General features: G+C 73.3%; 18 protein-coding genes and 1 tRNA gene. 7 read left to right on the top strand and 12 right to left on the bottom strand.

Annotated features, from left to right (window positions below; genetic code table 11):
• Positions 1-93: 93 nt before the first annotated feature.
• Positions 94-864 (top strand): LuxR C-terminal-related transcriptional regulator, encoded by a 771-nt coding sequence (locus AC4BDD_RS10450; RefSeq protein WP_490690719.1) that lies wholly within the window; start codon positions 94-96, stop codon positions 862-864.
• Here AC4BDD_RS10450 and AC4BDD_RS10445 read toward each other — a convergent pair.
• Positions 823-1,320 carry a MarR family winged helix-turn-helix transcriptional regulator gene (locus AC4BDD_RS10445; protein WP_490690718.1) on the bottom strand — a complete coding sequence of 166 codons (498 nt, stop codon included), beginning with the start codon at positions 1,318-1,320 and terminating at the stop codon, positions 823-825. The two genes, AC4BDD_RS10450 and AC4BDD_RS10445, sit on opposite strands and share 42 nt — an antisense overlap.
• A 134-nt stretch (positions 1,321-1,454) precedes the next feature.
• Between AC4BDD_RS10445 and AC4BDD_RS10440 the strand changes: the two genes are divergently transcribed.
• Positions 1,455-2,279, top strand: a complete 825-nt coding sequence (locus AC4BDD_RS10440; RefSeq protein ID WP_490690717.1) for a trans-aconitate 2-methyltransferase — start codon at positions 1,455-1,457, stop codon at positions 2,277-2,279.
• A 79-nt stretch (positions 2,280-2,358) separates the two neighbouring features.
• Here the strand turns inward: AC4BDD_RS10440 and AC4BDD_RS10435 are convergent, their stop codons facing one another.
• The gene (locus AC4BDD_RS10435) at positions 2,359-3,042 is read right to left on the bottom strand and encodes a TetR/AcrR family transcriptional regulator (RefSeq protein WP_490691731.1); all 684 of its coding nucleotides are present in this window, start codon (positions 3,040-3,042) and stop codon (positions 2,359-2,361) included.
• Between the two features lie 13 nt (positions 3,043-3,055).
• Positions 3,056-4,036 (bottom strand): acyl-CoA desaturase, encoded by a 981-nt coding sequence (locus tag AC4BDD_RS10430; protein ID WP_490690716.1) that lies wholly within the window; start codon positions 4,034-4,036, stop codon positions 3,056-3,058.
• Positions 4,037-4,279: 243 nt separating this feature from the next.
• Between AC4BDD_RS10430 and ppc the strand changes: the two genes are divergently transcribed.
• Positions 4,280-7,000 (top strand): phosphoenolpyruvate carboxylase, encoded by a 2,721-nt coding sequence (gene ppc / locus AC4BDD_RS10425; protein ID WP_490690715.1) that lies wholly within the window; start codon positions 4,280-4,282, stop codon positions 6,998-7,000.
• A 349-nt stretch (positions 7,001-7,349) separates the two neighbouring features.
• Here the strand turns inward: ppc and AC4BDD_RS10420 are convergent, their stop codons facing one another.
• From AC4BDD_RS10420 to AC4BDD_RS10390, 7 genes are all read right to left on the bottom strand, one after another.
• Positions 7,350-8,024: an LAVTG motif-containing sortase-dependent surface protein gene (locus AC4BDD_RS10420; RefSeq protein WP_490690714.1), complete on the bottom strand. Its 675-nt coding sequence runs from the start codon at positions 8,022-8,024 to the stop codon at positions 7,350-7,352.
• 181 nt (positions 8,025-8,205) lie between these two features.
• Positions 8,206-8,730, bottom strand: a complete 525-nt coding sequence (locus AC4BDD_RS10415) for a hypothetical protein (protein ID WP_490690713.1) — start codon at positions 8,728-8,730, stop codon at positions 8,206-8,208.
• Between the two features lie 90 nt (positions 8,731-8,820).
• On the bottom strand, positions 8,821-9,411 hold the full coding sequence (gene pth, locus AC4BDD_RS10410) for an aminoacyl-tRNA hydrolase (protein WP_490691730.1): 591 nt from the start codon (positions 9,409-9,411) through the stop codon (positions 8,821-8,823).
• Positions 9,412-9,538: 127 nt separating this feature from the next.
• On the bottom strand, positions 9,539-10,126 hold the full coding sequence (locus AC4BDD_RS10405) for a 50S ribosomal protein L25/general stress protein Ctc (RefSeq protein ID WP_490690712.1): 588 nt from the start codon (positions 10,124-10,126) through the stop codon (positions 9,539-9,541).
• 280 nt (positions 10,127-10,406) lie between these two features.
• The gene (locus AC4BDD_RS10400; RefSeq protein ID WP_490690711.1) at positions 10,407-11,378 is read right to left on the bottom strand and encodes a ribose-phosphate diphosphokinase; all 972 of its coding nucleotides are present in this window, start codon (positions 11,376-11,378) and stop codon (positions 10,407-10,409) included.
• A gap of 82 nt (positions 11,379-11,460) precedes the next feature.
• Positions 11,461-12,915: a bifunctional UDP-N-acetylglucosamine diphosphorylase/glucosamine-1-phosphate N-acetyltransferase GlmU gene (glmU, locus tag AC4BDD_RS10395; protein WP_490690710.1), complete on the bottom strand. Its 1,455-nt coding sequence runs from the start codon at positions 12,913-12,915 to the stop codon at positions 11,461-11,463.
• 107 nt (positions 12,916-13,022) lie between these two features.
• Positions 13,023-13,094: transfer RNA gene (locus AC4BDD_RS10390), tRNA-Gln, on the bottom strand.
• 268 nt (positions 13,095-13,362) lie between these two features.
• Between AC4BDD_RS10390 and AC4BDD_RS10385 the strand changes: the two genes are divergently transcribed.
• Positions 13,363-14,724, top strand: a complete 1,362-nt coding sequence (locus tag AC4BDD_RS10385) for a sensor histidine kinase (RefSeq protein ID WP_490690709.1) — start codon at positions 13,363-13,365, stop codon at positions 14,722-14,724.
• A 285-nt stretch (positions 14,725-15,009) separates the two neighbouring features.
• Here the strand turns inward: AC4BDD_RS10385 and AC4BDD_RS10380 are convergent, their stop codons facing one another.
• On the bottom strand, positions 15,010-15,507 hold the full coding sequence (locus AC4BDD_RS10380; protein WP_490690708.1) for an SUKH-3 domain-containing protein: 498 nt from the start codon (positions 15,505-15,507) through the stop codon (positions 15,010-15,012).
• A 3-nt stretch (positions 15,508-15,510) separates the two neighbouring features.
• Entirely contained in the window at positions 15,511-16,122 is a 612-nt protein-coding gene (locus AC4BDD_RS10375; protein WP_490690707.1) for a YwqJ-related putative deaminase, read from the bottom strand.
• A gap of 220 nt (positions 16,123-16,342) precedes the next feature.
• On the opposite strand from AC4BDD_RS10375, the gene AC4BDD_RS10370 reads away from it, so the two are divergent.
• The 3 genes from AC4BDD_RS10370 to AC4BDD_RS10360 all read left to right on the top strand — a co-directional run bounded on the left by AC4BDD_RS10370 (position 16,343) and on the right by AC4BDD_RS10360 (position 21,646).
• Entirely contained in the window at positions 16,343-17,350 is a 1,008-nt protein-coding gene (locus AC4BDD_RS10370; protein ID WP_490690706.1) for an SMI1/KNR4 family protein, read from the top strand.
• Positions 17,351-17,355: 5 nt separating this feature from the next.
• On the top strand, positions 17,356-20,247 hold the full coding sequence (locus tag AC4BDD_RS10365; protein ID WP_490691729.1) for an SUKH-4 family immunity protein: 2,892 nt from the start codon (positions 17,356-17,358) through the stop codon (positions 20,245-20,247).
• A gap of 307 nt (positions 20,248-20,554) precedes the next feature.
• Positions 20,555-21,646 (top strand): cellulose-binding protein, encoded by a 1,092-nt coding sequence (locus tag AC4BDD_RS10360; RefSeq protein ID WP_490690705.1) that lies wholly within the window; start codon positions 20,555-20,557, stop codon positions 21,644-21,646.
• Positions 21,647-21,875: the final 229 nt, after the last annotated feature.

Genomic DNA, 21,875 nt, shown 5'->3' with positions numbered 1-21,875 from the left:
GGGGCCGACACTCTCCAGGGGTTTGAGGGTGATGGAGGACGACGGGCGGAAGGGCCACGGGTCTTCTCCGCATCCGGCGACATGGGGGTGGCTGTGGCACGTATCCGGGTTCTCGTGGTGGACGATCACCGCATCTTCGCCGAGTCGCTCGCCGCTGCCCTTGCGGCCGAGCAGGACGTCGAGGTGGCGGCGGCCGGCAGCGGACCGGCCGCGCTGCGCTGCCTGGACCGCGGCGCGGCCGAGGGGCGCCGTTTCGATGTGACGCTGGTCGACGCCGAGCTGGGCCTGTCGTCCGATGGAGCCCTCGGCTCCTGTACGGCCGAGCAGGGCGCCGGGCCGCGGCCGGTCCTCGACGGTCTGTCCCTGGTCAGCGCGGTCCGCTCGGCCCATCCGGCGGCGCGCTCGGTGGTGCTCGCCGAGCGCGACGACCCGCGCCGGGCCGCCGCCGCGCTGCAGGCCGGGGCGTGCGGCTGGGTGGCCAAGGACTGCTCGCTCTCCCGGCTGCTGGTCGTCATCCGCGGGGTGCTGCGCGACGAGACCCACCTGCCGCCCGCGCTGCTCACCGGGGTGCTGCGCGAGCTGACCGCGGCCCGCAAGCACCGGTCGGAGAGCGAGCGGCTGGTGGAGTCGCTCACCCCGCGCGAGCGCGAGGTGCTGCGCTGCATGGTGGCGGGGCTGGGCCGCAAGGCAGTGGCCGAGCGGCTGTATCTCTCGCCCCACACGGTCCGCACTCATATGCAGAACGTGCTGGGCAAGCTGGGGGTGCACTCCACGCTGGCGGCCGTCGCGCTCGCCCGCCGGGCCGGGGTCGGCCCCGCCCCGCTAGCCGGGGACGTTGTCGAACGGGGCAGTCAACTGGCGTAGCAGCGCGGCGAGTTCGGCGCGCTGGGCATGGCTCAGCTCGGCCAGGATGGCCCGCTCCTGGGCCAGCAGTCCGGCCAGCGCCTCATCGGCCCGGTCGCGCCCCTCGGCGGTGAGCCGGACCAGCACTCCACGCCGGTCACTGGGGTCGGGCAGGCGCTCCACAAGGCCCTTCTTGGCCAGCCTGTCGATGCGGTTGGTCATGGTGCCCGAGGTGACCAGCGTCTGGGTGAGCAACTGCCCTGGTGAGAGCTGGTAGGGAGCCCCCGCGCGGCGCAGCGAGGTCAGCACGTCGAACTCCCAGGGCTCCAGCTGATGCTCGGCGAAGGCGAGCCGCCGCGCCCGGTCCAGATGGCGGGCGAGCCTGCTGACCCGGCTGAGCACTTCCAGCGGTTCCACGTCGAGGTCAGGGCGCTCGCGGCGCCACGCTGCGACCAGCCGATCGACCTCGTCCTCCATGGCGATCAGTGTAATAGGTCTGTCGACATGAAGTCTCTTGATGTCAAGAGATATTATGGTGGACTGCTGGGCATCGAAGGCGGGAGCAATCGCTCCGCTTCGCACCGTCCCGCACATGCTAGGGGGCTCGACCCATGCACCACCCACCGACCTGGGATCCACACCAATACCTGCGGCACGCCACTCACCGGACCCGCCCCTTCCATGACCTGCTGGCCCGGATACCCGGCCTGCCGGCCGCCGGCCGGCCGCCCCGGATCGCCGATCTCGGCTGCGGTCCCGGCAACGTCACCGCGCTGCTCGCCGACCGCTGGCCCGACGCCCGTATCACCGGCTTCGACAACTCCCCGGAGATGCTGGCCGAAGCCCGGACCCGCGCGGGGCGCACCCCCGGCGGCGGACGTCTCGACTTCCGGTACGCCGACGCCGCGGAGTGGACGCCCGACGAGCGCTACGACCTGATCGTCTCCAACGCCGCCCTCCAGTGGGTGCGGGGCCACGCGGACTCCTTCCCCGCCTGGATCGACGCGCTGACGCCCGGTGGCACCTTCGCCTTCCAGGTCCCCGGCAACTTCACCGCGCCCAGTCACGCGCTGCTCGGCGAACTCTGCGACACCCCGCGGTGGCGCGACCGCCTGCGGGGATACGGCCGCGCCTTCGTGCACATCCTCACCCCGGCCGACTACCTGGAGCGGCTGACCGTCCTGGGCTGCGCGGTCGACGCCTGGGAGACCACCTATGTGCAGCTGCTGCAAGGCGAGGACCCGGTCCTGGAGTGGGTCAAGGGCACGGCCCTGCGGCCGGTGCTGACCGCGCTGCGCGACGACCCGCCGGCCCGGGAGGAGTTCCTCGACGAATACCGGGACCTGCTGCGCAAGGCGTATCCCGCGGGCCCGTACGGGACGCCGTTCCCCTTCCGGCGCATCTTCGTGGTGGCCCGCAGGGAGCATCTGGGCTGATCCCTCCGCTCACGCCCCGGGCCCTTCCCCCCGCACTTTTGCGGGGGGAAGGGCCCGGGGACGTAGCTGTTTCGGGAGGTCAGCTGCGCCGGTGGCCGATCAGCCGCGGCTTGGGCTCAAGGCCGTCCAGGCCGTGCCAGGCCAGATTGACCAGGTGCGCGGCGACCTCGGCCTTCTTGGGCTTGCGCACGTCCAGCCACCACTGGCCGGTCAGCGCGACCATGCCGACCAGCGCCTGCGCGTACAGCGGGGCCAGCTTCGGCTCGAAGCCCCGGGCCTTGAACTCCAGCCCCAGGATGTCCTCCACCTGCGTCGCGATATCGCTGATCAGCGAGGCGAAGGTGCCGGTCGACTGGGCCACGGGCGAGTCCCGCACCAGGATGCGGAACCCGTCGGTGTACTCGTCGATGTAGTCGAGCAGCGCGAACGCGGCCTGCTCCAGCAGCTCCCGCGGATGGCCCGCGGTCAGCGCGCCCGTCACCATGTCCAGGAGCTGACGCATCTCGCGGTCCACGACCACCGCGTACAGCCCCTCCTTGCCGCCGAAGTGCTCGTACACCACCGGCTTGGAGACCCCGGCCTTCGCCGCGATCTCCTCCACCGACGTGCCCTCGAAGCCCCGCTCGGCGAAGAGCGTGCGACCGATGTCCAGCAGCTGCTCCCGGCGCTCCGCGCCGGTCATCCGCACCCGGCGGGCACGCCGGCTCCCGGAAGCCGGGCCCCGGTCCCGTTCCTTGGTTGAACTGCTTCGTCCGCTGTCGATCGCCACGCCTCAATCATGCCGCGTGCGCGGCGTCCTCCTGGCGGCGGGCGTCGATGCGGGCCTCACTGGGCCACCGCACGTCGTACGCCCAGCCCGCCTTCTCGAACCAGCGGATGATCCGGGCGCTGGAGTCCAGCTGCCCCTTCAGTACGCCGTGCCGCGCGCAGGTGGGGTCGGCGTGGTGCAGGTTGTGCCACGACTCGCCGCAGGACAGCACCGCCAGCCACCAGACGTTCCCCGACTTGTCGCGCGACTTGAACGGACGCTTGCCCACCGCGTGGCAGATCGAGTTGATCGACCAGGTGACGTGGTGCAGCAACGCCACCCGCACGAGTGATCCCCAGAAGAACGCGGTCACCGCGCCCTGCCAGGACCAGGTCACCAGGCCGCCGATCACCGGCGGGATGGCCAGCGAGACCACCGTCCACAGCACGAACTGGCGGGAGACCCGGCGGATCGCGTCGTCCTTGATCAGGTCCGGCGCGTACTTTTGCTGCGGCGTCTGCTCCTCATCGAACATCCAGGCGATGTGCGCCCACCACAGCCCCTTCATCAGGGCCGGGACCGTCTCGCCGTACCGCCACGGCGAATGCGGGTCGCCCTCGGCGTCGGAGAACTTGTGGTGCTTGCGGTGGTCGGCGACCCAGCGCACCAGCGGCCCCTCCACCGCCAGTGAACCGGCGATCGCCAGCGCGATACGCAGCGGCCGCTTCGCCTTGAAGGAGCCGTGCGTGAAGTAGCGGTGGAAGCCGATGGTGATGCCGTGGCAGCCGATGTAGTACATGGCCACCATCAGGCCCAGGTCCAGCCAGCTCACCCCCCAGCCCCAGGCCAGCGGGATCGCCGCCAGCAGGGCGATGAAGGGAACGACGATGAACAGCATCAGGGTGATCTGCTCGACGGACCGCTTGCTGTCCCCGCCGAGCGTGGCGGAGGGAAGCGGGGTTTCCTGGGCCTTCGGCGTGTCTTCGACCACGTCGGGGCTTGCAGTCATGGGATCCCTCGGGGGGCTCGGGGGACGGCTACAGATACGTAACCTACGGCGTCGTAAGTATGGCAGGGCGACCATGGCGGGCAAGAGGGCTGTTCACCCGGCAGGCGGCGCGGCACCTATCCTGGAGGGCGTCGGACAGCGCGGTCCGCACCTCGCCAGAAGCACCGGGTCGTGGGCCCGCGGCCACAGCCGCAGGTGCACTTAACCGGTTTGAGCCCGTACCGCTTGCCAAGGAGCCGACCTGTGAGCAGTGCCGACAACACCAACGCCGCCCTGCGCGCCGACATCCGCCGGCTGGGCGATCTGCTCGGCGAGACCCTCGTCCGGCAGGAAGGCCCGGAGCTGCTGGATCTCGTCGAGCGCGTCCGCGCCCTCACCCGTACGGATGGTGAGGCAGCCGCGGAACTGCTCGGCTCCACCGATCTTCAGACCGCGGCCAAGCTGGTGCGCGCCTTCTCCACCTACTTCCACCTGGCGAACGTCACCGAGCAGGTGCACCGCGGCCGCGAGCTGAGCACCAAGCGCGCCGCCGAGGGCGGCATCCTCGCCCGCACCGCCGACCAGCTCAAGGACGCCGACCCCGAGCACCTGCGGCAGACCGTCGAGCGCCTGAACGTCCGCCCGGTCTTCACCGCGCACCCCACCGAGGCCGCCCGCCGCAGCGTGCTGAACAAGCTGCGCCGCATCGCCGCCCTGCTGGACACCCTGGCCGCCGGCGGCGACTCCCGCCGCGTCGACGTCCGCCTCGCCGAGAACATCGACCTGCTCTGGCAGACCGACGAGCTGCGCGTCGCCCGCCCCGAGCCCGCCGACGAGGCCCGCAACGCCATCTACTACCTCGACGAACTCCACGCGGGCGCGGTCGGTGACGTCCTGGAGGACCTGATCGCCGAGCTGGAGCGCGTCGGCGTCAGCCTGCCGGCCAGCACCCGACCGCTCACCTTCGGCACCTGGATCGGCGGCGACCGCGACGGCAACCCCAACGTCACCCCCGAGGTGACCTGGGACGTTCTGATCCTCCAGCACGAGCACGGCATCACCGACGCCCTCGCCCTCGTCGACGACCTGCGCGCCGCGCTGTCGAACTCCATCCGCAACAGCGGCGCCACCAAGGAGCTCCTCGACTCCCTCGGCACCGATCTGGAGCTGCTGCCGGAGATCAGCCCCCGCTACAAGCGGCTCAACGCCGAGGAGCCCTACCGCCTCAAGGCCACCTGCGTACGGCAGAAGCTCCTCAACACCCGGGAGCGGCTCGCGGGCGGCACCCCGCACCAGCCCGGCCGCGACTACCTCGGCACCGCCGAACTCCTCGCCGACCTGAGCCTGATCCAGGACTCGCTGCGCGCCCACCGCGGCGGGCTGATCGCCGACGGCCGGGTGGAGCGCTCCCTGCGCACGCTGGCCGCCTTCGGCCTCCAGCTCGCCACCATGGACGTCCGCGAGCACGCCGACGCCCACCACCACGCCCTCGGTCAGCTGTTCGACCGGCTCGGTGAGGAGTCCTGGCGGTACGCCGACATGCCGCGCGACTACCGGCGCAAGCTGCTCGCCAAGGAGCTGCGCTCGCGCCGCCCGCTCGCCCCCCAGCCCGCCCCGCTGGACGCCGCCGGAGCCAAGACGCTCGGCGTCTTCCGCACCATCCGGGAGGCCTTCGAGCGCTTCGGGCCCGAGGTCATCGAGTCGTACATCATCTCCATGTGCCAGGGCTCGGACGACGTCCTCGCGGCCGCCGTGCTCGCCCGCGAGGCCGGGCTGATCGACCTGCACGCCGGCTGGGCGAAGATCGGCATCGTGCCGCTGCTGGAGACCACCGACGAGCTGAAGATCGCCGACCGGCTGCTCGACGAAATGCTCTCCGACCCCTCCTACCGGCGGCTGGTCGCCCTGCGCGGCGACGTCCAGGAGGTCATGCTCGGCTACAGCGACTCCTCGAAGTTCGGCGGCATCACCACCAGCCAGTGGGAGATCCACCGCGCCCAGCGGCTGCTGCGTGACGTCGCCCACCGGCACGGCGTGCGGCTGCGGCTGTTCCACGGCCGCGGCGGCACCGTCGGCCGTGGCGGCGGGCCCACCCACGACGCGATCCTCGCCCAGCCCTGGGGCACCCTGGAGGGCGAGATCAAGGTGACCGAGCAGGGCGAGGTCATCTCCGACAAGTACCTGGTGCCCGCGCTCGCCCGGGAGAACCTGGAGCTGACGGTCGCCGCCACCCTCCAGGCGTCCGCGCTGCACACCGCCCCCCGCCAGTCCGACGAGGCGCTGGCCCGCTGGGACGCCGCGATGGAGACCGTCTCCGAGGCCGCGCACGGCGCCTACCGGCGGCTGGTGGAGGACCCCGACCTGCCCGCCTACTTCTTCGCCGCCACCCCGGTGGACCAGCTCGCCGAACTGCACCTGGGCTCCCGGCCGTCCCGCCGCCCCGACTCCGGCGCCGGTCTGGACGGGCTCCGCGCCATCCCGTGGGTCTTCGGCTGGACCCAGTCCCGGCAGATCGTGCCCGGCTGGTTCGGTGTGGGCTCCGGGCTCAAGGCCGCGCGCGAGGCCGGCCTGGGCAACGTGCTGGACGAGATGCACCAGCACTGGCACTTCTTCCGCAACTTCCTCTCCAACGTCGAGATGACGCTGGCCAAGACCGATCTGCGGATCGCCCGGCACTACGTCGACACCCTCGTCCCGCAGGAGCTGCGGCACGTCTTCGAGACGATCGAGGCGGAGCACGAGCTGACGGTCCGCGAGGTGCTGGGCATCACCGGCGAGGCGGAGCTACTGGACTCCAGCCCGGTGCTGCAGCAGACCTTCCGGGTCCGCGACGCGTACCTGGACCCGATCTCCTACCTCCAGGTCGCGCTGCTGGACCGGCAGCGCTCGGCCCGCGAGCGCGGTGAGGAGCCCGATCCGCTGCTGGCCCGGGCGCTGCTGCTGACCGTCAACGGCGTGGCGGCGGGGCTCCGCAACACGGGGTGACCTCGCGGTCGGCGACCGTGGCATGACTCGGCCGGGGCGCTCCTCACGGAGCGCCCCGGCCGAGTCGTCTCTTTCCGGCGCCAGGCCCCGGCCCCCGGATGCCCACCGGCGAGCTCCGCCGCCGCCCTTCGGCGAGCCCGGCCCCGACCCCTGGCGGGCTCGGCGCCGGCCCTTGGCGGCCCCGGCCCCCGGTGGGTGTCGGCGAGCTTGGCCGCCTGTCCACCGTGCCGGGGCTTCGCAATACGGGGTGACGTCTTCGTCATCGAAAAACGCCGGGCGGGCTGTAAAGCCCGTCCGGCGTTTGAGGACCGGGGCTCCGGGGCGGCGCCCCGGTCACATGAGGGGCGGCTCAGCCGCGGGAGAGGCGGCGGACGAGCAGGCCGCCGCCGGCCAGCAGCGCGAGGGCCGCGCCGCCGATGATCCAGATCGAGGAGCCGGCGCCGGTCTCGGCGAGGTTGCCGTCCTCAGCCTTGGCGGAGGGGGAGGCGGAGGCGCCCGGCACCGACGCGGAGCCCGACTCGGAGGGGGACGCTCCGGCCGAGGGGGAGGCCGTCGCCGACGCGGACGCCGTGGCGGACGAGGACGGGGACGAGGACGGCGGGGTCTGGCCGCCGTCGTCGTCCGCGCACTCGGTCCAGAAGACCTTGTGCTTGGCCTTGCCGTGTTCGCCGTCGAAGTTCCAGATCAGCTTGTAGTGGCCGTCCGGCAGGGTCAGATCCTCGGTGCGGCCGTGGCCCTCGTCGTCCAGCGCGATCGCACCGGACTTGGCCTCGGCGTCCTTGGTGCCGGTGGGCGGCATCTCGACGATCTTCCAGTCCGCCTGCTGACCGCCGTCGAAGCCGAAGGCGTCCAGGTAGAAGGTGCACACATGGGGCTCGTTCTTGCGGAGCTCCTCGCCCGTGGCGGCGTCGTGGATCTTGACGGTGCCGTTGTCGCCGGGCGGGGTCGCGTGCGCGGCGGCCGACGCGAACAGCGGGGATACCGCCGCGGCCGCGACCGCGCATGCAAAGGGGAGAGTGCGCATAGGGGAATACCAACTTCGGTGTCGAGCTACGGGGAAGTCGGGGGGGTGGTGGCTCAGCTTCCTGTCAGCTCGCCCGCTGGTCAACGGAGGTTGCGCCCCTCGCGCGGCTTTGAGGCGCATCCATCCCTATTACTCCGGGTAACGATCCGGTGAATGCGCGATTCCGGATGTTCGGGGTGCGTCAGAGCAGGGTCGCGAAGGACGCCACCAGCAGCGCCCCGCCCAGTCCGCCCATCACCCAGGCCGTACGGCGCAGTCGCATGCCCCCGCCCACCAGCACCGCGGCCAGCAGCAGGGAGCCGCCGAACGGCACCCAGGCATGCAGGGTCCCGGCCAGTCCGGTACGGATCACCTCGTCGGTGCCGGACTTGACCGCCACCGGCACCTCGTCGCCCTTGCCGTCGGTGACCGCCGCGTCGATCCGCATCCCGGTGCGCGCCTCGGCGGGTCCGCCGGGCGGGATGAAGGTGCCGGTGCACCAGTCGCCCTTGCACGCGGAGACCCGCAGGGTGCCGCGCTCATGCCCCTTGGCGAACATGGCGTGCCGGGCGGTGCCCCAGGAGGCCCACACCCCTGCGACGATCACGAGCAGGGCGAGCAGCGCCAGCGCGGTCTGCCTGGCGAGCAGCAGCAGTCCGTACGCGCTCTCGCCCATGCGTCGCGTACGGCTGCGTCTGACCGGAAGAGTGCCACTGCTGGAAGGCATGGCGGCGATCCTTGGCCATCGGTCGGCGCCGGTCAACCTCGCGGGGGTGGTTCGACGGCTCCTGTCCGGCCATGTCGTCCGTGGCCCGATTCAGGAGTTGTACGTGCCTTGGGCGCGCTCCAGGCCGTCCACGATCAGCGTCTCCACCGCGTCGGCGGCCCGGTCCACGAAGTAGTCCAGCTCCTTGCGCTCGGCCGTGGAGAAGTCCTTCAGGACGAAGGCGGCCACGTCCATCCGGCCCGGCGGGCGCCCGATCCCGAACCGCACCCGGAAGTAGTCCGGGCCCAGCGACTTGGTGATCGACTTCAGCCCGTTGTGCCCGTTGTCGCCGCCGCCCAGCTTCAGCCGCAGCGCGCCGTAGTCGATGTCCAGCTCGTCGTGGATGGCGATGACCCGGCCGACTGGCACCTTGTAGAAGTCGCGCAGCGCGGTGGTCGGGCCGCCGGAGAGGTTCATGAAGGACATCGGCTTGGCGACGACGACCCGGCGGCTGCCCGGGCCCGGCGCACCGACCCGGCCCTCGACCACCTGTGCCCGCGACTTGTGCGACTTGAACCGGCCGCCCATCCGCTCGGCGAGCAGGTCGGCCACCATGAAGCCCACGTTGTGGCGGTTGGCGGCGTACTCCGGGCCGGGGTTGCCCAGTCCCACGATCAGCCAGGGGCTGTCCGCGTCGCTCATCTCGCTCATTGTCCTTCTCTCTCCTGCTCCTGGCCCGTCTTCGCCTGTTTCGCTGCTGCTCCACACATACACCGCCGCCCCGCTCCAGCGGAGCGGGGCGGCGGCGGGTGATGAGGGAGGGGGAGGATCAGCCCTCGGCGCCCTCGGCCTCGGCGCCCTCCTCGGCCGGAGCCTCGGCCTGGGCGGCGACGACCTGGAGGACGACAGCGTCCTCCTCGACGGCCAGCGTGGTGCCCTCGGGCAGCGTGATGTCCTTGGCGAGGACCGAGTGACCGGCGTCCAGGCCCGCGATGGAGACGGTGACCGACTCCGGGATGTGGGTGGCCTCGGCCTCGACCGGCAGCGCGGCGAGGATGTGCTCGAGCAGGTTGCCGCCCGGGGCCAGCTCGCCCTCGGTGTGGACCGGAACCTCGACGGTGACCTTCTCGCCGCGCTTGACCAGCAGCAGGTCGACGTGCTCGACGAAGCCCTTCAGCGGGTCGCGCTGCACGGCCTTGGGGATGACGAGCTCGTTCTTGCCCTCGAGGTCGAGGCCGATGAGCACGTTCGGGGTCTTCAGCGCGAGGAACAGGTCGTGGCCCGGGAGCACGACGTGGACCGGCTCGCTGCCGTGACCGTAGATGACGGCGGGAACCTTGCCGGCGCGGCGGGCGCGGCGGGCGGCACCCTTGCCGAACTCGTTGCGGGGCTCAGCGGAGATCTTGACCTCGGCCATGAGAGCACTCCTCGTAGTCGATAAAGCGATCTGGTGGACGTCACCCGGCCACGAAAGACCTGCTACGAAGAGCGCGTCGATAACGGATGAGCTGTGCGGACACAGCCTCCCTCGCCGAGCAACTCACCGATTCTATCCCACCGTTTCTTGATCGCCCCCGTGGTGCCGCTTACCGCCGTGGCCTGCGGATACGACTGCGGATACGACCGCGGAGACGACTGAGGCCACCCCGGACGGGTGGCCTCAGTGGAGCAGATAAGCCGGACATGACCGACCGGGCCTACTCGTCGAACAGGCTGGTGACCGAGCCGTCCTCGAAGACCTCGCGGACCGCGCGGGCGATCGTCGGAGCCATCGAGAGCACCGTGACCTTGTCCAGCTCGATCTCGCTCGGCGTGGGCAGGGTGTTGGTGAAGACGAACTCGCTCACCTTGGAGTTCTTCAGGCGGTCGGCGGCCGGGCCGGAGAGCACGCCGTGCGTGGCGGTGACGATGACGTCCGCCGCGCCGTTGGCGAAGAGCGCGTCAGCCGCGGCGCAGATGGTGCCGCCGGTGTCGATCATGTCGTCGACCAGGACGCAGACGCGGTCCTTCACGTCACCGACGACCTCGTGCACGGTGACCTGGTTGGCGACGTCCGGGTCGCGCCGCTTGTGCACGATCGCCAGCGGGGCGCCGAGCCGGTCGCACCAGCGGTCGGCCACCCGCACCCGGCCGGCGTCCGGCGAGACGACGGTCAGCTTGGAGCGGTCGACCTTGGCACCCACGTAGTCCGCGAGGATCGGCAGCGCGAAGAGGTGGTCGACCGGGCCGTCGAAGAAGCCCTGGATCTGGTCGGTGTGCAGGTCGACCGTGAGGATCCGGTCGGCACCCGCGGTCTTGAGCAGGTCGGCGATCAGGCGGGCCGAGATCGGCTCGCGGCCGCGGTGCTTCTTGTCCTGCCGGGCATAGCCGTAGAACGGGACGATCACGGTGATGCTCCGCGCGGAGGCGCGCTTCAGAGCATCGATCATGATCAGCTGCTCCATGACCCACTGGTTGATCGGGGTCGTGTGGCTCTGGATCACGAAGCAGTCGGCGCCGCGCGCCGACTCCTCGAAGCGAACGTAGATCTCGCCGTTCGCGAAGTCGAATGCCTTGGTCGGGACCAAGCTGACGCCCAACTGTTGGGCGACCTCCTCGGCCAGCTCGGGGTGGGCGCGGCCGGAGAAGAGCATCAGCTTCTTCTCGCCGGTCGTCTTGATCCCGGTCACAGCACAGTCTCCTTGGATATCACTTCATGTGCTATTGGGTGCGCTTCCTTACGGTACGCCCCGCACGGCGCACCCGCGCACGTCACAGCCGCTCGTCGTCCGCCTGACGGGCGGCCTGGGCGGCCTGCGCCGCGGCGCTGCCGGGGCGCTTGCGGTCCACCCAGCCCTCGATATTCCGCTGCTGGCCTCGGGCGACAGCGAGCGAACCCGGGGGCACGTCCTTGGTGATGACGGAGCCGGCGGCGGTGTAGGCGCCGTCCCCGATCGTGACAGGAGCCACAAACATGTTGTCCGAGCCCGTCTTGCAGTGGGAGCCCACCGTGGTGTGGTGCTTGGCCTCGCCGTCGTAGTTCACGAAGACGCTGGCCGCACCGATGTTGGTGTACTCGCCGATCGTCGCGTCGCCCACGTAGGACAGGTGCGGCACCTTGGTGCCCTCGCCGATCTCGGCGTTCTTCATCTCCACGTAGGTGCCGGCCTTGGCCTTGGCACCGAGCCGGGTGCCGGGGCGCAGGTACGCGTACGGGCCGACGCCGGCGCCCTCGCCGATCACCGCGCTGTCGGCGACGGTGAAGCTCACCGTGGCACCGGCGTGGACGGCCGTGTCGGTGAGCCGGGTGTTCGGCCCGACCTCGGCGCCCGCGCCGATCCGGGTGGCGCCCAGCAGCTGGGTGCCGGGGTGGATCAGCGCGTCGGGCTCGAAGGAGACGGTGGCGTCCACCCAGGTGGTGGCCGGGTCGACGACGGTCACGCCGTCCAGCATGGCCTGCCGCAGCAGCCGCTCGTTGAGCATCCGGCGGGCCTCGGCCAGCTGGACCCGGTTGTTGATGCCGACGATCTCGCGGTGGTCGGCCGCCAGCGAGGCGCCCACCCGGTGGCCGGCCGCACGCAGGATGCCGAGCACGTCGGTGAGGTACTCCTCGCCCTGGCTGTTGTCGGTGCGGACCTTGCCGAGCGCGTCGGTGAGCAGGGCCGCGTCGAAGGCGAAGACCCCGGAGTTGATCTCCTGGATCGCGCGCTGGACGTCGGTGGCGTCCTTGTGCTCGACGATCTCGGTGACGGCGCCGTCCGGGCCGCGCATGATCCGTCCGTAGCCGGTGGCGTCGGGCACCTCGGCGGTGAGCACGGTCACCGCGTTGCCGTCGCTCTGGTGGGTGGAGACCAGCGTGCCGAGGGTCTCGCCGGTCAGCAGCGGGGTGTCGCCGCAGACCACGACCACGGTGCCGTCGAGGGTGACGCCGCTGTCGCCGAGCTGCTCCAAGCCCATCCGGACCGCGTGCCCGGTGCCCCGCTGCTCCGCCTGGACGGCGGTCAGCGCGCCCGCGTCCACCTCTGCGATGTGGGCGGCGACCCGCTCGCGGGCGTGTCCGACGACCACGACCAGGTGCTCGGGGTCGAGTGTGCGGGAGGCGGTGATGACATGTCCGACAAGGGACCGGCCGCAGATCGCGTGCAGGACCTTCGGGGTCGCCGACTTCATGCGGGTGCCCTCACCCGCTGCGAGAACGACGACGGCTGCCGGGCGGTTGGCGCTCACGGGTGTGCCCTTCGGCTTCGGGGGTGGACAACCGCAGGATACCGGGGGGTTGTCCGGCCGAAACGAGCGCGGGTCCTGACCTTGGTGGTCAGGACCCGGAGTGAGAGCTCCCCCGCAAGGACTCGAACCTTGACAAACGGCTCCAAAGGCCGCTGTGCTGCCGATTACACCACAGGGGATGGCGAAATGACCCATTTGGGACATTTGGTCAGGCCGTTGGGCTCGGCACCTCACACTATGCCGTACCACCGGCCTCCGACGCGACGATAGACGATCGGGCTCCGTACTCCGTGTGACCTCGCTGAGCGGACGCCTGGAGCATCTGGTTCGAAACCCTGGTCGATTCACTAGTTCGAGGGAAGCGGTGACGCCCCACCGGCCCGGGACACGCCGCGCACTCCCGCGCGCCCGGGAAAACCGGTGGCGGGCGGCCGTAGTCTGGTGCGTATGAGCGGATCGGGGGAAGCCGTTGACCAGGACGCGCCGCGCGCGTCCGGCGGATTGTGGTGGTGGCCGCGGCGGCGGAGTGTCGTCCTGGACGTTCTGCTGGCCCTGGCGTCGGCTGTCGAATGCGCCTTCGAGGGGATCCCCTTCGCGCGTGAAGCCGAGGTGCCGGCGGCGCTCGGGGTGTCGCTCGGCATCGTCGTCGGCCTGACCCTGGTGCTGCGGCGGCGCTGGCCGCTCGCGGTGGTGCTGATCACCATCGCGATCACGCCCGCGGAGATGGGCTTCCTCCTCGCCATCGTGGGCCTCTACACCCTCGCCGCCTCCGACATTCCGCGCCGGATCACCGCCGTGCTCGCCTCGATGTCGGTGGTCGGCACGATCATCATGACCATGATCAGCCTGCACCGGGACATGGAGCAGGACGGCTGGCAGCCGCCGGGGTGGGTGGCCCCGCTGATAGCGACCACGATGGCGGTCGGCATCACCGCCCCGCCGGTGCTGCTCGGCCTCTACGTCGGCGCCCGGCGGCGGCTCGTGGAGAGCCTGCGGGAGCGCGCCGACGGCCTGGAACGCGAGCTGTCGCTGCTCGCCGAGCGGGCGGAGGAGCGAGCCGAGTGGGCGCGGAACGAGGAACGCACCCGGATAGCCCGGGAGATGCACGACGTCGTCGCGCACCGGGTGAGCCTGATGGTGGTGCATGCCGCCGCGCTCCAAGCGGTGGCCCTGAAGGACCCGGAGAAGGCCGCGAAGAACGCCGGGCTCGTCGGCGACATGGGCCGTCAGGCGCTGACCGAACTGCGCACCATGCTGGGCGTGCTGCGCTCCCACGACGCCCCGGCCACGGCGCCGGCCGCCGCCCGCCGGCCCCAGGAGTCGGCGCCGCTGGCCGCGGTCACCGCCGCCGCCTCGGCCGCCGCGGACGAGGCGGCCGGCGGCCCCCGCCTGGCCGAGCTGGAGGCACTGGTCGGGCAGTCCCGGATGGCCGGGATGGAGGTCGAGCTGTCCGTGGAGGGGGACGAGCGCGCCTACTCACCGCGCGTGGAGCAGACCGCGTACCGCGTGGTGCAGGAGGCGCTCACCAATGTGCACAAGCACGCGCCCGGCGCCAGGACCCGGATCCGGCTCGCCCGCCGCAGCGCGGAGGTCGCGGTGCTGGTGGAGAACGGCCCCTCCGAGCGCGGCGCGGCGGAGCCCGGGCTGCCCAGCGGGGGAAACGGCCTGATCGGCATGAAGGAGCGGGTCGCCACACTGGGCGGCGGCTTCGTCTCGGGCCCCACCGACTCCGGCGGCTTCCGGGTCTCCGCGGTGATACCGAACCGCACCCCGGCCACCCCGGCCATCCCGGGCGCGGTCCGCGCCTGACCCCACCGGCCGCCGGGGGCCTGGGCCACGGCCGGCGTCCGGTCCGCGCCGGGCCCCTGGCTGTGGTCGGCACCTGAGCCGTGGCCGCCGTGCGGGTCGCGGCGGGCCCCTGGCCGTGGCCGGCGTCTAGGCCGCGCCTGGCTCCTGGGCCGTGCCCCGCCCGTGCCCGCGGGCGGCCGGCGGCGGGGGCCGGGCGGGCGTCGGCGGTTCGGGCCGAGTCGGCGGTCCCGGGCGGCCGCCCCGGCCGGGACCGGGGCGACCCGCGGAGGCGCCCGGCCGGCGCGGTCAGGGGCGGGAGAGGCGGACGGGCAGGGCGCCGGTCACCAGGCTCGCCAGGGCCGCGTCGATGTCCGGCCCCAGATACCAGTCGCCGCTGTGGTCCAGGCTGTACACCCGGCCCTCGGTGTCTATGGTCAGCAGCGCCTGGCCGTCCGCCTCCTCACCCAGCGGGGCGATCCCGGTGCCCAGCGCGCGCCCCAGATCCTCCAGTGTCCGGGCGAGGTGCAGGCCGCTCATCGGGTCGATCAGGAAGGGCGTCGGCGCGATCTGCCGCCCCGCGCCCGGCGGCCGGACCGACAGCCCGCCGAACTCCGCCCACGCCTCCACCGCGGCCGGGAAGACGCTGTGCCGGTGACCGGCGGGGGACTCGTGGGCGCGCAGCGCGTCGGCCCAGACCTCGGCCTGCCGGATGTCCCAGCGGCCGGGCTGCCAGCCCGCCTCCCGCAGGGCGGCGTCGACGGCCACCGGGAAGCGGGTCGCCGCAGTACGTTCGAAGGCGCGCATCGATCAGCCCCTGGCCGAACGGGAGAGGGCGGAGCGGTTCCGGTCGAAGGTGGAGGCGGCAGACGGGCGGGCGGTCTCGAAACTCTCCACGCCGGCCACGCCGAAGTGCGCCAGCAGCGCCGCGCAGGACCGGCAGGGCGGGGCGTAGCCGCCGTGCTGCGGATCTCCGTCCTCGCGGATCCGGCGCGCGGTGATCCTGGCGTGTTTCAGGGAGCGCCGCGCCTCGCCCTGGCTGAGCGGTTTGCGGGAGGCACGTTTGCTGCGGGAGCCCTCCACGGCGTTCAGGTGGCGGGTGAGCAGCACGGCCTCCGGGCAGCGGCCGGTGAAGCGCTCCCGCTGGGCGGTGCCGAGGGTGTCGAAGAAGTCCTGGACCAGCGGGTGGAGCGCGGGCGGCTGGTCGGCCTTGCCCGCGGTGCAGGTGAGGGTCTCGCCACGGACCGCGAGCGCGGCGGCGACGGTGGGCAGGATGCTGTCCCGGCGGTGCAGCAGCGGCGGCGGCCCGGCGGCCTCCCCGGTGCCGCTCCAGCGGAGCCGGGGGTCGTCCCCTCCGTCCCCCGCGGGCTCGCCCGAGGCCGGCTCGGATGCGGCGGCGCCGCGACCCTCCGTAGTGTGCATGACGGTTTTCCCCTCCCGCGCAATCTGCGCGCAATCCTTGCGCAATCCCCCAGTTGCGGGGGCCAGCCTGCCAAATGGGGCGGCTGGTGCGGAAGTCAGGTGTCCTCCGGGCGCGTCGCGGGGGTAGGCGTGGTGACTGTGGGTGCCGGGCGGGGCCAGGGGTTGCGGCACCACATAGTCTGTCCGTCAGTAGCCAGCAGCAGCAGGGGGCAATACCGCCATGACGACAGGTCGCCAAGGGCTGGGCGCACCTCCCAGCCGTCCGGCCGGGGGACCGCCCGCGCCACCGAACACGGCCTACGCCGGGCAGGTCGTGCACTTCCCGGACCCGGTCCGGGCGGCTCGGCATCCCAAGGGTGTGCGGGTCGACGACGGCGGATTTCCGGACTTCTCACCCTACGCCCGGGCAGCTGCCGAAATAGCCGAACCCCCCGAGGGTTTCGGCGTCGACGAACTCCGGCTGACCGACTTCGTGTCCGCGAACGCCGCGCTGCACGCCGCTGGACACGAACTGTGGGAGGGCATCCCCTCGGTCGCCACCCCGCACGGCTGGACCTGGCACCATGTCGCCGGCACCCGCCGGATGGAGCTGATCCCCGTCGAGGTGAAGGCGCTGCTGCGCCACCACGGCGGACTGGCCACCGCGCACGTCGACCAGGACAAGCGCGGCACGCGGCCGCTCCAGGAGACCCGGCCGGTCCACTTCGGCCTGCCCAAGCGCGGGATCTCGGTCACCGAGGAGCAGGTGCTCGGTGCCGAGGAGGACCTCGGCTACCGGCTGCCCGCCGCCTACCGCGCCTTCCTCAAGGCGGCCGGCGGCTGCGCCCCGGTCGGCGCCGCACTCGATCCGGAGCTGGGACTCCTGGTCGACCAGCCCTTCTTCACGGTGCGCGACCAGGCCGCGGACAACGACCTCGTCTACGTCAACAAGTGCCTGCGGGACCACTTCACCAAGGACTTCCTCGGTGTCGGCTTCGTCCAGGGCGGAGTGATAGCCGTGAAGGTCAAGGGCGACGCGATCGGCTCGGTGTGGTTCTGCGCGTACGACGACGCGCGCGACCAGGACGGCTGGACGGTGCGCGACCGCTCCGAGCGGCTGCTGCTCCCGTGCGGTGACGACTTCGACGCCTTCCTGCTGCGACTGGCGGGCAACCCGCCGGAGCTGGAGACCGTGGCGCATCTGATGGTGGACGGCGGCTTCGCGTACGCCGTCCCGGTGGAGGGGTGAGCGCGGTGGTGACGTTCGCGCAGGCACAGGAGCGCGCCGAGCTGTGGATCAACGGCGGTGTCCCCGCCTACCAGCAGCGCGAGGTGCGGGTGCGGGAGTTCGACCTGGGCTTCGTGGCCTGGGCCGAGGACCGCGAGCAGGGACCGGTCTCGGACTCCGCGGCCGACGGCGCGCGGCTGGTCATAGCCCGCGACAGCGGGGAGACCACGCTCTGGCCGGCGCTGCCGGTCGGTGAGGTCATCCGCCGGTACGAGGAGGAGTACGGCGCTGCCGACGAGGCTCCGGCCCCGGCCGCCCCGCCGCAGCGCATCGACCTGAACGCGACCTCCTTCCTGCTGACCCCGCCGGAGTGGCTCCAGGAGGCCGCCGACGCCATGGGCATCCCGGACCGGCGGTCCGGGGCGTCAGCGGCCGGCCGCGCGCAGGCGCGCGGAGCGGAGGCCCGCGGGACGGCCCCGGACGGATCCCCGGCCGGTGGCCCCGGCGGCGGCAAGGCCCTGAACATCCCCGGCGGCACGGCCGGTTCGGCCGGCGACGCGCCGGGTGCGCAGCCGCCGGGCGTCCCGTCCGGCGCCTCCTCGGGGCTCCAGGACAGCAGCCCGTGGGCGGCACCCGCGCCGCCCGGCTCCGGCACGTCCGCGCCCGGCCCCTTCGGTGGCGCGTCCGGCCCGGCGCCGTCCGTCGCGGGTACCGGCGGAAGCCCGTGGGCCGACACCAACGCCGGTGGCGCGGACGCGGACCGCTCGGTCGTCCCGCCGGCCACCGTCTTCGCCCCGCCGCTCACCGGCTCCGACGACGAGGACACCCCGCCTCCGGGCGTACGGCCGGACGCCAAGACCGAGTTGATGTCCGCGGGCAGCGCGCTGCCGCCCACCGCCATCGCCCCCGCACTGGACCTGCCGGGCCCCGGCGCACCCGGCCCCGCCGGCGCCCCGCCCGTGCCCGGCGCGCTTACTCCTCCGGGGGCTCCCGGGATGCCCGGTGCCCCGGGCGGTCAGCCGGGCGTCGGGCCGAACACGCCGCCGCCCACCGGTCCCGGTGCTCCCGGCGCGCCCGCGGGCGGCTATGTGCCGACCCAGATGGTCTCCGCCCTGGACGCGGAGAGCCTCGGTGCCGGTGCGCCCGCTCCGGGTGGGCCTGGTGCCGGGGCGCCTGGTGTGGGTGGGCCGAACGCCGCGCCGCCCGGCGTTCCCGGTGCGCCCGGCACCCCCGGTGCCCCCGCCGGTGAGGTGCACGCGGCCGCCACCATGCTGGCCGGCGCGCCCGGTCAGCCGGGTCCGCTGCCGCCGGGCGTCCCCGGTGCGCCCGGCGTGCCGCACGCGCCCGGGGGCCCGGGTGTGCCCGGCGCGCCCGCCGCTCCCGGGGTCCCCGGCCCGCCCGGTGCCCCCGGCATGCCGCACGCGTCCGGCGCGCCTGGTGTCCCCGGCGCCCCCGGCATGCCGCACGCGCCTGGTGCCCCCGGTGTGCCCGGTGCCCCCGGCGTACCCCACGCGCCCGGCATGCAGCCGCCCGGTGCGCCCGGAGCGCCCGGTGCCGGTGCTCCGAACGCCGCGCCGCCCGGCACTCCGGGAGCCCCAGCCTCGCCCGACGGCGGCATGCACGCCGCCGCCACCATGCTCGCCGGAGCCCCGGGTGCCCCTGGTGCCCCCGGAGTGCCGGGGCAGCCCGGTGGTCCCGGTGCTCCGGGCGCCGGTCCGCACACCCCGCCGCTGGTCTCGCCGGGCACCCCGCCGCCCGGCGTGCACGCCGCGGCCACCATGCTCGCCGGCGCCCCGGGCACGCCCGGGGCCCCCATGGCCCCCGGTATGCCCGGAGCCATGGGGCAGCCCGGCATGCCGGGGGCTCCGGGAATGCCCGGCGCCCCGGGTGCGCCGGGCCAGCCGTACGGCTATCCGCAGGCGCCCAGCGGGCTGCCCACGGTCGGCCCCGGTTATATGGCGGTGCTCCGCTACCGCGCGCAGGACGGCTCCGAGCAGCAGCTCATCCGCCGTTCCGCGCCCGGCACCGCGCACCCCGAGTGGCAGATCCTGCACGAGCTGCGCGCCATGAACGTGCCGCCGCAGCAGGTGCTGGAGCTCCACACCGAGCTGGAGTCCTGCGATCTGCCCGGCGGCTACTGCGCACGCATGATCCGCGAGTCCTGGCCGCAGGTGCGGATCAGCCACACCGCCGCGTACGGCCGCGACCACGCCACCCGCCAGCAGGGCGTCCGTCATCTGATCGAGCATCAGGGCGAGTTGCACCAGGTGGCCGACGGCCCGGCCCGCCCGGCGCCGAACCGGGTGCCGCTGCCGCACCCGAGCCAGGTGCAGCCGGTGCCCCCGGTCCCGCCGGAGGGGCTGGCCCAGGAGTTGGTCCAGGCATTCGGCCCGCAGGGCATCTTCCGCTTCGACCAGCGCGCGGTGTCCCGGATGGGTGTGCCCGAGGTGGTCGCGCAGACGCTGGTGTGGGCCGGACTACCGGTGGACTTCGGCCCGTTCTTCTGGGCGCAGGCCCAGCCGGGCCGCCCGGTGCCGACGCTGGCTGAGCTTGCGGCGGAGCGCGGCGTGCAGCCCGCCGCGGACGCCGGTTCGTACCTGGTGATGGGCAACGACTTCGGTCGCCAGCTGTGCGTGCAGTACGGCACCGCGCACATCGTGGCCGTGCCCGCGGAGGCGGGCCCCGGCGGCCAGCCGGTGCCGCCGCAGTTCGTGAACACCGGGCTGCCGGAGTTCGTGCGCTGCATGGCCCTGTTGGGCCGGATGTGGCGGCTGCGGTACGGGCTGACGCCGGAGCAGGCCGGGCACTGGACGGTCGACTTCCAGGCGCAGCTCGCCGCGCTCGATCCGGCGGCGCTCGCCGCGCCGGACAACTGGTGGGCGGTGCTGCTGGAGCAGATGTGGGACGGACTGCTCTGACGCCCCGCCGCTGAGACCCCTCACTGGCGAGCCGTCACCGGCCCTCGGGTCTGCTCCGGCGGAGTGGATCCCGGGCAGGACCAGGCGCCCGGCCGGGAAACCGGCCGGGCGCCTTCGCGTTCCCGATCACCCCGTGTGGTGGCGGCTTTTTGCCCCCTCGCGCCCCTGAGGAGGCACTGGGAACGCACCCCTGACCGGATGGCTGAGCGGAGTGTCGCGTTATGGGCGATTCGCTCGCATCCATCAAGATGTGCGCCGGACCGCGTTGCCCGCCGTACCAAAGGGGTCGTAAAGGATGAGTCCGTCGGTGTCACCGCATGGCATTCCCGTCGTCGGCCGGGGCGGCCGTGGCTACCGTCCCGATCAGGTCGACCGTCGGCTGGCGGACCTGTCCCGGGAGCGCGATCTGGCGTGGGAACGCGCGGCCCGGCTGACCGTCCTCGCCAACCAGATGACCGGCAAGCTCGAGCAGCTGCGCGAGGCCGTCGCCCAACTCGCCCCGCCGAGCTACGAGACGCTCGGCGAACGCGCCCAGCTGATCCTGGCGGTGGCCGAGCAGGAGGCCGCGGGGCTGCGGGCGCGCGCGGCGGACGCGGCGCGGCAGAGCCGGGAGGCCGCCCAGGCCGAGGCCCGGACGCTCCGGGAGAGCGCCCAGGAGGAGGCCGGCCGGCTGCGCGCCGCCGCCGAGGAGGCGGAGCGGCGCGTCCTGGACGAGGCGCAGGTGATGGTGCAGGAGCTGCGGACGGCCTCCCGGCGGGACGCCAAGGCGGTGCGCACCGAGGCGCACGACGAGCTCCGGGAGGCGCGCGAGCGGGCCGCGGCCCTCCTGGCGGCCCAGGAGCGCGGGCACGCCGAGCGGTGGGAGGCACTGGAACGCGAGTGCGCGGATCTGCAGGTGGCGGCGGACGCGCGATGGGCGGAGCTGGAGGAGTACGCGCTGGCCGGGCTGGTCGAGGCGGAGCGGGCGTACGCGGCGGTCGGCGAGGCCGCGCGGCACCAGCTGGAGGAGGCCGGGGCGCGGGGTGAGGAGATCATTGCCCAGGCCCGGATCCAGGAGCAGCGGGTGGAGCGCGACACCGAACGCACCCTGCGCGAGCACGCGGTCCGGCAGGAGGAGCTGCGCGCGCACCTGGAGCACATCCGCGGCAGCCTGATGGCCGTCACCGGCCGGCCCCCGACGGTCCCGGAGCCCGACCCGGGCCCGGACGCGAGCCGCGGGCAGTCCGCCGGCCGCGCCGCGACGGTCCCCGAGCCCGACCCGGGCCCGGACGCCGGCCCGTCGGCCGACCCCGCCGCGGCCTGCGCACCCCGCCCCGAGCCGGCCGCCGACCCGGAGCGCCCCGCCGCCCCCACCGGCCGAGTCCCCGGCCCGGCAAAGCCCACTCCCACCTCCGACTGACCCCGCCGCGCCCGCAGCCCAGCCCGGCGCCCGGGCCGCCTCCGCCGGGGCCGCGCGCCCCTGCGCCTCTGCTACCTCTGTCCAGGCCAGGGGCTCCGGTCCAGGTGGCCGACGCCCCCGCCCTGCCCGCCTCCGCCCCGGGCCGCGCGCGGCTGGGCCGTGCCTGTGCCTCTGCCGCGCCTGTCCAGACGCAGGGCCCGCCGCGTCGAGGTGGTCGACGTCCCCGCCC

Source organism: Streptomyces sp. JLBT605 (assembly GCF_058215555.1).
The sequence above is the reverse complement of the archived record's forward strand: the minus strand, read 5'-3'. Positions and strand labels throughout refer to the sequence as shown.